The organism is Bacillus sp. AMCV2 (genome assembly GCF_056033925.1).
In genome coordinates, this window is the sequence record NZ_JBVYIB010000002.1 from 1,828,384 (window position 1) to 1,844,901 (window position 16,518).

Here is a 16,518-nt window from a genome sequence, read left to right on the forward strand (position 1 = left end):
GAATTAACCATTTCTGAGGTGGAAGAACATCTTAAAGGCATGAAGCGGCAGTTGAAAAGCCCGCTTTCAGAAGGGCAAAAAGGGCTGTGGATGCTTCAAAAAATGTCTCCTGGGATGAGTGCATATAATATTCCTTTATGCTTTCGCTTCAGCAAACCAATACATGCAGAGACGTTCAAGAAAGCCCTTCTGTTTGTACAGAAACAATATCCAGTCTTAGCCAGTGTGATTCAAGAAGAGAATGGCGTTCCATTTCAATCGGTTCAGTTATCAAAGGATCTTTGTTTTGTGGAAGAGGATATATCAGCAATAAAATCAGCAGATATTTTGTCTTTTCTAAAAGAAAAAGCAAAAGAACCTTTCCAGTTGGAAGCTGGTCCGTTATGGCGCACACATCTTTTTCAACGGTTAGAAGAAGAATGCATTGTTCTTATAACAATTCACCATATCATATTTGATGGTGTGTCGATGCTGACATTGATATCGGCGCTATTCGAAGCGTATCAACAATTACTGAATGGGATTGAGCCCTTGCAGCAGCCATTAACAGCTGATTATTACGATTTTGTCGATTGGGAAAAACGGATGCTGACTGGCAGAGAAGGGGAAGAGCATCTCGCTTACTGGAAAGAACAGTTGTCTGGGAGTCTGCCAGTTCTTGATTTGCCTGCTGACCGTCCGCGGTCTTCAGCACGAAAATTCAAGGGGCAAGCTTATAAAAGCTTGCTCCCCCATCACCTGAGAAATCAAATTAAATCGTTTGCCCGCACCAATCATGTGAATGAATCGGTTGTGTTTCTCTCCATTTACAAAGTACTGCTGCACCATTATACAAAACAAAAGGATATCATTGTCGGCGTTCCGACAATGGGTCGGCAAGAAGACAGATTTGAAACCCTAATCGGTTATTTTATCAATATGATGGCTGTTCGGAGCAAGAATATCGGAGCTCAGCCATTAACAGCATTTATTCGGGAGCTGCAGCTGACAATGGCTGACGGTCTGGATCATGCGGCGTTTCCGTTCCCTGCATTGGTAAGAGAGCTGAATGTAGACCGCTCGGCCACGGATTCTCCGGTTTTTCAAACAGCCTTTCTGTACCAAAACTTTTTTCAGGCAACAGGCTTGCAAAAAGTGCTCGAACCGTATCAAACGCTTGGCATCGAATATATTGAAGACATTCGGCAAGAGGGTGAATTTGAGCTGGCACTCGAAATATATGAGCAACAAAATGAAACAGTGCTTCATCTTCTGTACAACCCTGATTTGTATGAACTGTCCTCCATTGAAAGCATGATGGAGAACTATATGAAGCTCGCGCAGCACATGATGGAGGACCCGTCTTTGCCGCTTGAAGCTTACTCTTTGCAATTAAATCAAGAACAAACTAGTTTGCTGGAACAATGGAATGCGACAGGGACAAACATTGCAAATGACAAGTGTATACATGAGGTGTTTGAGGAAAAAGCGAAACAAACCCCCAATGCGGTTGCTGTGATGTTTGAAGACAGATCACTTACATATAAAGAAGTAGATGAAAAAAGCACATCTGTGGCAGTCTACCTTCAACATCAGGGTGTTGGACCTGAACAGCCCGTTGGCATTTGTGCAGAGCGTTCGTTTGATATGATCATCGGAATTTTAGGAATACTGAAAGCTGGCGGAGCGTATATGCCGTTAGATCCAAGTTTTCCGCAAGAACGATTAGAGTACATGCTCAAAGACAGTCAGGCATCCATTGTCCTCACCCAACCTAACGTTCATGAGAGGATCAGCGGATTAACTGGCAGCCATGTAAAAGCGATCAATATCGAGTTAGCTTGCCGAAACGGTTATACAGACCAGCAAAGCAGCGGTTTAAAGCGGGAAGTAAAACCGGAACACCTCGCTTATATTATTTATACATCGGGAAGCACCGGAGAGCCTAAAGGGGTTATGGTAGAGCATCGGAGCATTATGAATACCCTGAATTTTCTTGAATCTCACTATCCTGTAACGGCTGAGGATGCATATTTATTGAAGACGAACTATGTGTTTGATGTATCGATCTCAGAATTATTCGGATGGTTTATTGGAGACGGCCGTCTAGTGATTCTTCCGCCTAATGGGGAGAAATCACCGCAGCTTTGCATGGATTATATTGAAACATATAAAGTGACTCACATTAATTTTGTGCCGGCCATGCTGCATGTTTTTTTAGAAATGGCGAAAGACAACAAGCGATTCACAGAGGACGGACCGCTGAAGTATATGATGGTTGCAGGTGAAGCCTTCCCTAAAGAATTAGTGAAAAAGGCGGTATCACTCTTTACAAACTGCCGTGTTGAAAATATATACGGACCGACGGAAGCCTCCATTTACGCTGCGTATTTCGGATGCGGAAAAGGAGATATCGCAAGTCACCATACACCGATTGGAAAGCCTGTCTCCAACACGAAAATTTATATTGTGGACCAGCATTTGAAGCCTGTCCCGATCGGAAAGCCTGGTGAGCTTTGCATCGCTGGAGCCGGTTTGGCAAGAGGCTACTTTAAAAAGCCGGAGCTTACGGCTGAAAAATTTATTGATAATCCCTTTGAACCAGGGACGAAGCTATATAAATCGGGTGATTCAGCAAGGTGGCTTCCTGACGGCAACATAGAATACTTGGGACGGATTGACAGCCAAGTCAAAATACGCGGTTTTCGCGTCGAGCTGGGCGCAATAGAAACAAAGCTGAGTGAATTTCCGGGCATTTTAGATCAGGCGGTAGTGGTGAAGCAGCTGGAGGGCCATCAACAGCTCGCTGCTTATTATACAGAGGAAAGCGGACATGCCTCTGCCAATCCAAAAGATTTGCGCCTTCATCTAAAATCGAGTCTGCCGGAATATATGATACCTTCACACTTTATCCGCTTAGATGAGCTTCCATTATCGCCCAGCGGAAAAGTGAACCGTAAAGAATTAGAAAAACGCAAGATCGTGTTCAACAGAAGGAAACCAAATCACTTGCAATTAACGGAAATAGAGGATCAGGTGCTGCGCATTTGGGAGGAAACGCTCAAGGTCAGCGGATTTGGGCCGGAAGACGGATTTTTCGATGCGGGCGGCGATTCGCTTCTGGCTGTAGCTGTGGCTGAACGAATCAAAAAAGAATTCGATTGTGAGTTTCATGTTACTGAGCTGTTTGAGTATTCCACGATCCGTGCAATCAGTGAATACATTTTGGAGATGAAAAACTCAGATCTAGCCGGGACACAAAATGAAGATCATCAGGATGTCAAAAAAGATAGAAAACACCTAGAACAGACGATTCCTCCTTATTTTGACGACAGTGTTGCGATTGTGGGGATATCTTGCCAGTTCCCGGGTGCGCAAAATCATCATGACTTCTGGAACAACATCAAAGAAGGCAAAGAAAGCATACGATTCTTTTCTGAAGAAGAGCTTCGCGCAAATGGAGTTCCCGAAGAATTGATACAGCATCCTGACTATGTGCCGGTGCAATCAGTGATCGAAGGGAAAGACTTATTCGATCCCAGTTTCTTTCAAATTTCGCCAAAAGATGCTGAGTATATGGACCCTCAGCTCCGCCTCTTATTGCTGCACTCCTGGAAAGCGATTGAAGATGCAGGATATGTGGCTAAGGAGATTCCGGCAACAAGTGTATATATGTCTGCAAGCAGCAATTCATATAGAACGTTATTGCCGAAGGAGACAACAGAAGAACATGAATCACCGGATGGCTATGTCTCATGGGTTTTAGCCCAAAGCGGAACCATTCCGACCATGATCTCACATAAGCTCGGATTAAAAGGGCCAAGCTATTTTGTTCATTCTAACTGCTCTTCATCACTAGTCGGTTTATATCAAGCATACAAAAGCCTGACATCGGGCGAATCACAATATGCGCTTGTCGGAGGCGCAACATTGCACGCACAATCAGCGATCGGCTACGTGCACCAAAACGGGTTGAATTTTTCAAGCGACGGGCATGTGAAGGCGTTCGATGCTTCGGCGGACGGAATGGCCGGAGGTGAAGGCGTAGCAGTCATCCTGCTGAAAAAAGCTGTGGATGCCGTAAAAGACGGTGACCATATTTATGCCATTATGCGCGGAATAGGCATCAATAATGATGGGGCAGAGAAGGCAGGCTTCTATGCGCCAAGTGTAAAAGGCCAAACAGAAGTGATACAGCATGTATTGGATACAACCAAGATCCATCCTGAAACGGTCAGTTATATTGAAGCACACGGGACGGGAACGAAATTAGGCGATCCTATTGAAATGTCTGCTCTAAATAAAGTGTACAAGCAATACACCGACAAAACACAATTTTGCGGAATCGGTTCAGTGAAAACGAATATTGGCCATTTGGATACAGCTGCGGGGTTAGCCGGATGCATTAAAGTTGCGATGAGTTTATACCATAATGAACTTGCACCGACTATCAACTGTACGGAGCCGAATCCGGATATAAAGTTTGAAAGCTCTCCTTTTTATGTTGTCCGTGAACGAAAATCGTTAGAGAAACACTCAGGTATCCACCGGGCGGCTCTGAGCTCATTCGGCCTTGGCGGAACTAACGCCCATGCTATATTTGAGCAATATGAAAACATTTCTGATGCAGATACCGAAAACGAAGGCAATCAGCCTTACATCATTCCTATATCAGCTAAAAATAGTGAACGGCTCCAAGTATACGCGAAGGAAATGCTGTCCTATATCAATCAAGACGAGCAAAGGTATTTCTCTTTAAGAGATATTGCATATACCTTCCAAGTCGGCCGTGAAGCAATGGATAACAGGATCGTTTTTATAGTGAACGATCTGGAAGAATGGAAACATCAGCTGGAAGCTTTTGTGACTGGAAAGCCGCTCACAGAAGGCTGTATTCAAGGAGAAAAAACGAGAATGACATCCGCTGAACAGCTGCTTGGAAATGCTGAAGCAGATGATATGGCTTCATCACGGATATCAAAAGAAGAATTGAGAAAGCTTGCCGAGATGTGGGCAAATGGCTTTCACGTTGAATGGCGCAGGCTCTATCCAAATACAAAGCCACGCCGCATCAGCTTGCCGACATACCCTTTTGCCGAAGAACGATACTGGCCTGAAAGCAGCAGCGGCGCTATCACAACAATTGAACCATCTCGTTTGCATCCTTTGGTGCACCATAATACATCGGTTCTGTCAGAGCAGCGTTTCAGCTCCATTTTCACAGGACAAGAGTATTTTATTGCCGAGCATATCATTAAAGGCATGGCGATACTGCCGGCGGCGGTCACGCTTGAAATGGCAAGAGCCGCTATAGAACAAGGAATTGGCGGATTGGAGGATCATGAAACTGGAATCAGGCTGAAAAATGTCGTGTGGGTTCGCCCGGTTGTAGCAGAAAGTGAGCCGGTTCAGGTAAATATCGGACTTTACGATGAAGATGGCGGACACATTGCTTATCGGATGTATGGTAATCCGGAATCCGCTGATGCAGAACCAGTTGTATATAACCAAGGTATAGCGGAATTGATTCAGTTAAAGCATGAAAAAGTACTGGATCTTTCTAAGATCAAGAAACAATGTGATCAAAGCAGACTGGATGCTGCCTCGTTTTATGAAGGGATGATCGGCGCCGATTACGGTCCAGGTTACAAGAGTGTAGAGACCGTATATAAAGGCGACGGCCAGCTGCTTGCCAAATTATCACTGCCGGAATCTGTTGCACATACGTTGGACGATTATGTTCTTCATCCAAGTGTAATGGACGGGGCGTTACAGGCGGCTGAATATTTGCAAAATGTCGTCAGAGCGGAACTTTCAGACACTGAAGATTTTAAGGCAGCACTGCCATTTGCCCTGGAGGAACTTGAGGTCTTTCGTCAGTGCGTTTCTGACATGTGGGTTTATGTTCAATTCAACTCGAAAAACAAACCAGGGGATTTGATACAGAAAGTCGATATTCACCTATGCGATGAGCATGGCATGATCTGCGTGCGGCTGAAAGGATTTTCGACGAGAGTGATGGAGGCAGATGTACAAACCGAACCATCAAAAATCAACACTGAAACTTTATTGCTTCAACCCGTTTGGCAAGAACAAAAGGCTGCTGCCGGCTTAGCTGCAAAAAAATATGCAGAGCATCTCGTATTCCTATGTGAATATGATCATGAGACGAGAGAACAAATTGAAGCAGCCATCGAGAGTGTCCGTGTATACAGCCTGGAAGCAAGGCCTTCTTCAGTAGATGGGCGTTTCCATTCTTATACAGAACAAGTGTTTAAAAAGGTACAAGAGATCATTCGTACGAAACCGAAAGACGGCATTCTCGTTCAGATCGTAACCTCTGCAGAGGGAGAACAGCAATTGTTTTCAGGGTTGACAGGACTGCTGAAAACAGCTTGTCAGGAAAATGCCAAACTAACCGGCCAAATGATTGAAGTCAGCAGTGAAGAAAGTGGAGAAAGCATCGCTGGCAAACTGTTAGAAAATCAAATGAGCGGCGATTCATATGTCAAATATCAAAACGGGACACGGTATATTGCTGATTGGCGTGAAATCAAACAGGCAAAAGGCGTCGGCAGCAAACCGTGGAAAGACAATGGCGTTTATCTCATTACAGGAGGTGCCGGCGGACTAGGTCATATTTTTGCAAAGGAAATTGCGGAACAAACGAAAAATGCGACAGTCATTCTGGCAGGCCGCTCACCTCTTAGCGAAACCAAAAGCAAAAATCTGGAAGAGCTTCATAGCAAGGGGGCTGACATCACCTACCGGCAAACAGATGTTACCAATAAAATTGAAGTCTATCAGCTTATTGACGACATTCAAAAAAGATATGGCCGTCTGAACGGTATTCTTCATAGTGCCGGAATCATCAAGGACAGCTACCTGGTTAATAAACAGGCAAAAGATCTGCACGATGTACTGGCGCCTAAAGTAAAAGGGCTTGTTTATCTAGACGAAGCGAGCAAGGATTTGCCTTTAGACTTCTTTATTCTCTTTTCATCTCTTTCAGGAAGTTTAGGGAGCATTGGCCAGTCTGACTATGCGGCAGCCAATGTATTTATGGATATGTATGCAGGCTATCGAAATAGGCTTGCCGGCCTCAGCCAGCGGCATGGGAAGACGCTTTCTGTAAACTGGCCTTTATGGAGAGATGGAGGCATGCAGGTCGATCAAGAAACTGAGAAAAGGCTTGTGCAACTGGCTGGTATTGTTCCTATGAGGGCGGAAAAAGGAATTCAGGCATTATATCAAGCACTTCATTCAGAGGCAAACCAAGTAATGGTGATCGAAGGCGATGTGCAGAAAATAAAACAAAACATGCTGGCAAAAAACGCCTCAGCACCTATGGAAAAGAAGGAAGCAGAACACATGACTGAACAAATAAATAGCATTGATACAGACAGTTTGCTGGTTAAAGTAAAGGCGATGTTAAAGCGAGAGATCGCCAAGCAGTTAAAGGTCAAGCTTGAAACGATTGATGATCATGCCGAGATGACGGTGTATGGTTTTGATTCTATCTCCATGACTGAATTCACCAACCATATCAATCGCGCCTATCAGTTAGAGCTGACGCCAACCGTATTTTTTGACCACCCGACGATTCATGCGTTTGGCAAGCATTTGTCAGAAGAATATCAATCGGTATTTGCGAAGACATTTGCTGTGCGCGCTGCATCGACTCAGCTTCAGCCTGCTGCGAAACAGGAACAAGCCGTGCGTGCCAAAGCTAAAAGACGCAGAAAGCAGCAAGTCGTGCTGCCAAACGCCATACAGAGTGATGCTGGGCCTGAGCCAATTGCCATTGTGGGCATAAGCGGGATTTTTCCTATGGCGAAAGATGTTGAGGCGTACTGGAACATCTTAAAAGAAGGCAAAGACTGCATGACGGAAATCCCGAAAGATCGCTGGGATTGGCGTGAATATGAAGGTGATCCGGCGAAGGAAGTCAATAAAACGAACGTGAAATGGGGCGGTTTTATTGACGGAATTGCAGATTTTGATCCATTATTCTTTGGCATTTCCCCGCGTGAAGCTGAACAAATGGAACCTCAGCAGCGCTTACTGCTGACTTACGCCTGGAAAGCGATCGAAGATGCAGGATATTCGGCGAAAAGGTTGTCAGGCACAAAAACCGGCGTCTTCATCGGAACGGGAAATACAGGATACAGCTCTCTTCTATCTAAAGCGAACTCGGCAATAGAAGGATCAGCGGCAGCCAATACGAGCCCATCGGTCGGTCCGAACCGGGTCAGTTATTTCCTTAATCTGCACGGGCCGAGCGAACCGATTGATACAGCGTGCTCAAGTTCACTAGTGGCGATCCACCATGCCATCTCTTCAATTGAGGAAGGCACTTGTGACATGGCATTAGCCGGCGGTGTAAATACGATTATCCTTCCTGAGGTGTATATCAGCTTTGATAAGGCGGGTGCACTGAGCAAAGAAGGAAAATGCAAGACGTTTTCAAATCAAGCCGATGGTTTTGCGCATGGGGAAGGTGCCGGCATACTGTTCCTGAAAAAATTAAAAGCGGCTGAAGAAGCGGGAGACCACATTTACGGAGTCATAAAAGGCAGTGCAATCAATCACGGCGGCCGTGCAGCCTCTTTAACGACTCCCAATCCGAAGGCGCAGGCAGATGTTATTCAGTCGGCATATCAAAAAGCGGGAATCGATCCGAAAACCGTGACCTACATTGAAGCCCACGGAACCGGGACGGAGCTTGGAGACCCGGTTGAAATTAACGGTTTGAAATCAGCTTTTAAAGCATTGGGTGTAAATGAAGGAGACACATCAGCCAATCCTTACTGCGGATTAGGGTCTGTAAAGACAAACATCGGCCACTTATCGCTGGCAGCCGGTGCAGCAGGAGTTATTAAAATATTATTGCAGCTTAAGCATAAAACCTTAGTGAAAAGTCTGCATTGCGAAAACGTGAATCCATACATTCAACTGAAAAACAGTCCGTTCTATATCGTACGGGAAACGGAAGAATGGAAAGCGCTGAAAAATGAACGGGGAGAAGAGCTTCCTCGCCGGGCAGGTGTCAGTTCATTTGGAATCGGCGGGGTAAACGCCCACGTGATTATCGAGGAATATATTCCGGAAGCATCCGATGAGAATATACCATCCATCACGCCGGAACATCCGGGTATCTTCGTTTTATCGGCTAAAAATGAAGCGCGGCTAAAAGAACATGCACAGCAGCTGGCAGATGCGCTTGATAAGCAAACATATAGTGACGTAAATCTCGCCCGAATCGCTTATACACTGCAAGCCGGACGGGATGCGATGGAAGAACGTCTCGGGATTATTTCCGGTTCCATTGAGGATGTACAGCAAAAGTTAAAAGACTTTGCAGCAGGCAAAAGCGGTGTGGAGGATGTATTTAAAGGCAGGATTGATAAAGGCACACTCCAAATGCTGACAGAGGACGAAGAGATTCAAGAAGCCGTCGAGAAATGGATGGAACGGGGAAAGTATGCAAAATTGCTTGAATTATGGGTAAAGGGGCTTGATGTAGACTGGACGAAATTGTATGGCGAGAATCTGCCAAAGCGCATCAGCTTGCCGACGTATCCTTTCGCAAAAGACCGTTATTGGATCTCTGATCATATTGAAAAAAGCGGCAGCATTGATGCAAATCAAGCAGCCTCCCGCCTTGGCGGAGCCATGCTGCATCCATTAATGCATCAAAACACATCGAATCTCTCGGAACAAAGGTTTAGCTCTATTTATACGGGAGAAGAGTTTTTCCTTGCTGATCATGTTGTGAAAGGCCAACGGATTTTGCCGGGAGTGGCTCATCTTGAATTGGCGCGGGCAGCTGTTGAGCAGGCCGCAGAGGTACAAGATGTACCGCGCATCATGAAGCTAAAGAATGCGGTGTGGGTGCGGCCTATTGTTGTAGAGGATCAGCCGCAGCAAGTACACATTAGGCTTTTACCGGGAGAAAATGGTGAGATCTCTTATGAAATCTATGGTCATTCAGACGTTACTGGCGAACAGTCAATCGTCTACAGTCAAGGCAGCGCGGTATTGAATCCTGCTGAAAATCTGCCGGCGGTTGATTTGCAATCTCTGCGGGAGCAGTGTCAGGAAAGTCATTTCAGCGTAAACGAAGTATACGACACCTATCGAATGATTGGATTTGAATATGGTCCTGCTTATCGCGGAGTGAAAAAAATCTATACAGCTGAACAATTTGTTTTGGCAAAATTGTCATTGCATCCGTCAGCTGCAGATACGCTCAGCCAGTACAACATGCACCCTGGGCTGATGGATTCTGCTTTGCAGGCGTCAAGCATTTTGACAGGCGCCGGGGATAACCAGCTGACACTGCCTTTTGCGGTGCAGGAGCTTGAAGTCTTCGGAGCATGTTCTTCAGAAATGTGGGTATACGCAAGATACAGCCAAGGCAGCAAGGCAACTGATAAGGTGCAAAAGCGCGATATTGATATTTTAGATGAGAGCGGCAATGTTTGCGTACGGATGAAAGGATTATCTTTCAGAGCAGCAGAAGGCGGCTCTGGATCGGCGGAATCTGATCAAACGCTGGAAACCCTGATGTTTGAAGAAAAATGGGTGCCTAAGGATTTTAAAAAAGAAAGTCCTGAGCCTCATTACGAACGGCACATTGTCATGCTTTGCGACATGAATGGCCTCTCAAAAGATCGCATTGAATCAAGAATGACAGGAGCGGAATGCATCGTTTTGGAGTCATTCCGCGAAGGACTTGCAGAGAGGTTCCAAGATTATGCCGAACAAGCGCTTGAGACGGTCCAGGGTCTTCTCAAAAGCAGACCTCAGGGCAATGTTCTGATCCAGCTGCTTACCTCTGCACAAAGAAAGCAGTACTCATTCTCAGGGCTATCGGCGCTCCTTAAAACCGCCGGCCTGGAGAATAAAAAACTAATCGGCCAGACGATTGAAATCGATTCACATGAAAATGTTGAAAGTGTAATAGAAAAACTGAAAGAGAATAAAAGGCACACAGAAGATCAGCACATCAAATATGAAAAAGGCAAACGGTACATCAATGATCTGGATGAAATGCAAATAGATGATCGGGAAATAAGCATGCCGTGGAGAGATAAAGGTGTATATCTCATCACGGGTGGCGCAGGAGGACTTGGGTTTATTTTTGCAAAAGAGATTGCTCGTCAAGCCGAACAGCCTGTGCTCATTCTGACAGGCAGATCCGCGTTGAATGCGGATCAGCAGGCGGAGCTTAACGAACTTCAGCAATTAGGGGCACGCGCAGAATACAGGCAGGTTGACGTGACACAAACGGAAGCAGCCTCCGAGCTTATCACAAGCATTACGTCTGATTACGAAGACTTGAATGGTGTCATTCACAGCGCTGGGCTGATTAAAGATAACTATCTTATGAGCAAAACCAATGAAGAGCTGACACAAGTTCTCGCTCCTAAGGTGAAAGGGCTTGTGAATGTGGATGAGGCAACCGAGCATCTTGCGTTAGATTTCTTTATCCTCTTTTCTTCAATATCAAGTGTTGCCGGCAGCGCGGGACAGGCCGATTATGCAATGGCTAATGCATTTATGGACAGTTATGCTGCTTATCGAAATGCGCTTGTAACCGCCATGTACAGGCACGGACAAACGTTGTCAATCAATTGGCCGCTCTGGAAAGAAGGCGGCATGCGCGCGAATAAAGAAATTGAAAACATGACGTTGAAAAACACAGGTGTGACTCCAATGCGGACCGAGACCGGCATTCAAGCGCTGTATAAAGGTTTGGCATTTGGCAAAGATCAAGTTATCGTCATGGAAGGAATCAAAGACATGATGAGGGAAAAGCTGACTCAAAAGCCGTCTTCTGATGATGTACCAATGAAAACAGTGCAAGTACCGGTGACATCTGAAGCGAGAATGGATCAAGGGAATATGTTTGACCACATTCAAGAAGTTTTAAAGCAAACAATCTCTCAATTGCTCAAAATCAAACCTGAAGAGATTGACCCGGACATGGAGTTTAATCAATATGGATTTGATTCGATTACGTTAACTGAATTCGCAAATACACTGAATGAGAAGTACAAGCTGGATCTTACGCCTACGATCTTCTTTGAGCACGCAACTGTTTATGCATTTGCAGGGTATCTGTCAGAAGAATATCCAAATGCTTTTACAGCTCAAACGCCTGCCAAAGCTGGGGTGCTGATGCAGCCTGTCGAACAGAATATAAAAAATATGACGTTTTCGACTGAAAACCGCTTTGTAAAACCTTCGGTAACACCAATGCAAAAGGAAGCTGATCACAAGCCTGAGCCTATTGCGATTGTGGGGATGAGCGGCGTTTTCCCAAAGGCAAAAGACGTTGAGGAATATTGGAAGAACCTGTCTTCGGGCACAGATTGTATTACAGAGGTTCCAAAAGACCGCTGGGATTGGCAGGAGTATTACGGAGACCCTCTGAAAGAAGCGAATAAAACAAACGTCAAATGGGGCGGTTTTATTGATGAAGTAGCTGACTTTGATCCATTGTTCTTCGGCATATCTCCGCTGGAGGCTGAGCAGATGGAGCCTCAGCAGCGCCTGTTAATGACCTATGCGTGGAAGGCGGTAGAAGAAGCGGGACACTCAGCGAGAAGCCTGGCAGGAACCAAAACGGGAATCTTCATCGGGACAGGAAACACAGGGTACAGTTCACTTTTGTCAAATGTAGACATCGAAGGCTCAGCGGCTGCGAATATGAGTCCTTCTGCAGGACCGAATAGAGTCAGTTATTTCCTGAACATTCATGGACCGAGTGAACCGATCGACACTGCGTGCTCAAGCTCTTTGGTCGCCATTCATCATGCGGTTTGCGCCATTGAAAATGGAAACTGTGAAATGGCGATTGCGGGAGGGGTCAACACGGTCGTAACTCCGCAAGGCCATATCGCCTATGATAAGGCCGGGGCGCTGAGCAAAGAAGGAAGATGCAAAACATTTTCTGACAAAGCCGATGGATTCGCAGTCAGTGAAGGTGCCGGCATTCTCTTTCTGAAAAAGCTGACAGCGGCTGAACGAGACGGTGATCATATTTACGGTGTCATTAAAGGAAGTGCGGTAAACCACGGTGGCCGCGCAAATTCTCTAACGACTCCTAATCCGAAAGCTCAGGCGGATGTCGTAAAAACAGCATATGAAAAAGCGGGAATTGATCCAAGAACCGTAACTTATATTGAAGCGCATGGGACTGGAACCGAGCTGGGCGATCCAGTAGAAATCAACGGCTTAAAAGCGGCATTTAAAGAGCTGTATGAAAAAACGGGGGACCCGGCTGTTCATGGCAGCCATTGCGGACTTGGGTCAGCGAAAACAAACATCGGTCACTTATCGCTGGCGGCCGGTGTGGCGGGTGTCATTAAAGTGTTATTGCAGCTCAAGCATAAAACGCTTGTCAAAAGTCTGTACAGTGAAACTGTAAATCCATATATCAGACTGGATGACAGCCCGTTTTATATTGTGCAGGAATCGAGAGAATGGCAGGCGCTTCGGGATGAAGCCGGCCGAGAGCTGCCGCGCCGCGCAGGTATCAGTTCGTTCGGGATAGGCGGCGTCAATGCCCACGTGGTCATTGAGGAATACATTCCGAAAGAAACAACCCATCCTGCAACAGCACCAGCTGTGACAGCACAGCACCCGGGCATCTTTATTTTGTCGGCAAAGGATGAAGATCGTCTGAAAGACCAAGCCCGGCAATTAGCAGACTTTATCAGCAAGCGATCTATCACTGCTCGTGACCTCACTGATATTGCTTATACACTCCAAGAGGGGCGTGATGCAATGGAGGAGAGATTAGGGATCATCGCTATCTCGACTGGGGACTTGCTGGAAAAACTGAACCTCTTTATAGAAGGGGGCACCAATGCGAAGTACATGTACAGAGGCAGAGCAGAAAAAGGTATCGCACAAACATTGAGATCAGATGACGAAGTACAGAAAACGCTCAACAATAGCTGGGAGCCTCACATATATGAAAGACTGCTTGATTTATGGGTAAAAGGCATGGAAATAGGCTGGAGTAAACTGTATGACGGCAAACAGCCGAAACGCATCAGCCTCCCTACCTATCCATTTGCGAAAGAACGCTACTGGATAACGGATACGAAAGAGGAGGCAGCCGCCCATCAAACAGCTTTAAAAACAGTCGAATCAGCAGCTTTGCATCCATTGATACATGTCAACACATCTGATTTGTCAGAGCAGCGTTTCAGCTCGGCCTTTACAGGTGCTGAGTTCTTTTTCGCCGATCATAAGGTGAAGGGAAAACCGGTTATGCCGGGCGTGGCATATCTTGAGATGGTTCATGCTGCCGTTACAAGAGCAGTGAGAAGAACCGAAGATCAACAATCTGTTATTCACATCAAAAATGTTGTGTGGGTGCAGCCGATTGTGGCGGACGGCCAGCCTGTGCAAGTGGATATCAGTCTAAATCCCCAGCAGGACGGCGAGATTGCTTTTAACGTCTATACAGAGGCTGCACATAATGATCGAAAGATACATTGTCAAGGCAGTGCTTCAATCCGCGGGGCAGGAGACATTCCAGTCCAGGATATCAGCGTGCTTCAAGATCAATGCAGTTTAAGCACACTCTCACACGACCAGTGTTATGAATTGTTTAAGGCGATCGGCATTGACTACGGACCTGGTTTTCAAGGGATAGATCGGCTTTACATCGGCCGCGATCAAGCCTTGGCAGAGCTTTCTCTGCCTGCTGGTGTAACTCACACACTGAATGAATTCGTTCTTCATCCAAGTATGGCCGATTCTGCTTTACAAGCGTCGATCGGGCTAAAGCTGAATTCCGGTGACGAGCAGCTTTCTCTGCCTTTTGCGCTGCAAGAGCTAGAAATATTCAGCCCGTGTACAAATAAAATGTGGGTGTCTGTGACATCTCGTCCTAATGAGGACAAAATACAGAGACTGGATATTGATTTGTGTGATGAACAAGGCCGAGTGTGTGTAAGAATCAAGGGGATTACCTCAAGGCTGCTGGAAGAAGGCATACAACCGCCAGACGGGCCGACATCACTAGGAAACTCCAAAGCAACTCTTAACGGAGCGCTTCTTATGGCGCCGATATGGGATCGAGTGCAGCTGGAGAAGAGGATCATTTCGCCTGCTGATGAGCGTGTTGTCATCCTCGGAGGGGATGACAACAGCAGAAAAGCTGTTCAAAGGCAGATCCCATTTGCCAAGGAGCTGTACATTGAGCCGAACGCATCAATTCATAGAATTGCAGGACAGCTTGAAGCACTCGGATCGTTTGACCACATCGTGTGGATGTCTCCTTCTCGTGTGACTGAGTGCGAAGTCGGCGATGAAATGATTGAAGCCCAAGATCAAGGCGTCATTCAAATGTATAGGCTCATTAAGGCAATGCTTTCTTTAGGCTATGGACAGAAGGAGATAAGCTGGACGGTCGTGACGGTGAACACACAATATGTTGATCAGCATGATATTGTCGATCCGGTCGATGCCGGGGTGCACGGCCTGATCGGTTCAATGTCAAAAGAATATCCAAATTGGCAGACAAAGCTGATCGATGTTAAAAAATACGAAGACCTGCCGTTATCTCAACTCCTTTCCTTGCTTGCCGATCAAGAAGGGAATACGTGGGCCTATCGAGACAAGGTCTGGCATAAGCTTCGTTTGATTCCAGTACACAACAATCAACCGGTGCACACGAAGTATAAGCACGGAGGCGTTTATGTTGTCATAGGCGGAGCTGGCGGTATTGGTGAGGCGTGGAGTGAATATATGATCAGAACATATCAGGCGCAGATCGTTTGGATTGGCAGAAGGAAAAAGGATGCAGCCATTCAAAGCAAGCTGGACAGACTTGCACGTCTAGGGCCAGCCCCGTATTACATTCAAGCAGATGCGGCTAACCGAGAGGAATTAGAACGCGCGTATGAAACAATGAAACAAACGCATCGAGAAATCAACGGTGTCATTCATTCTGCGATTGTCTTACAAGACCGAAGCCTGATGAATATGAGTGAGGAATGTTTCAGAAACGTTCTTGCTGCAAAAGTTGATGTAAGCGTGCGAATGGCACAAGTTTTCCGGCATGAACCACTGGATTTTGTTTTGTTTTTCTCTTCCGTACAATCGTTTGCAAGAGCTTCCGGACAAAGCAATTACGCTGCGGGCTGCAGTTTTAAGGATGCTTTTGCACAGCGGCTGTCTCACGTATGGCCTTGTACAGTGGCCGTGATGAATTGGAGTTATTGGGGAAGCATTGGTGTTGTTTCATCACCGGATTACCAGAAGAGAATGGCTCAGGCAGGCATAGGCTCAATTGAAGCCCCTGAAGCAATGGAAGCTTTGGAATTGCTGCTCGGGGGACCGCTGAAGCAGCTAGTAATGATGAAAATGGCAAACGAAACGAATGATGAAGCGGAACAGACAGAAGAAACGATTGAAGTGTACCCGGAAACTCACGGCTCCGCCATTCAAAAGCTGCGAAGCTATCACCCGGGTGACAGCACAAAGATTCAACAACTGTTATAGGAGGGGAAG

The 16,518-nt window shown here is 46.1% G+C and carries 1 protein-coding gene; it reads left to right on the top strand.

Annotation, left to right across the window (positions count from 1 at the left end):
- The first annotated feature begins 39 nt into the window (after positions 1 to 39).
- Positions 40 to 16,509, top strand: coding sequence for an amino acid adenylation domain-containing protein (locus tag AC0OMA_RS09405; RefSeq protein ID WP_474222429.1), 16,470 nt, complete (start codon positions 40 to 42; stop codon positions 16,507 to 16,509).
- The last annotated feature ends 9 nt before the right edge of the window (positions 16,510 to 16,518 follow it).

Bases quoted from the DNA above. Each gene is read 5' to 3' on its own strand.
- AC0OMA_RS09405 (WP_474222429.1), top strand. From the start codon at position 40: ATGAAGCGGCAGTTGAAAAGCCCGCTTTCAGAAGGGCAAAAAGGGCTG.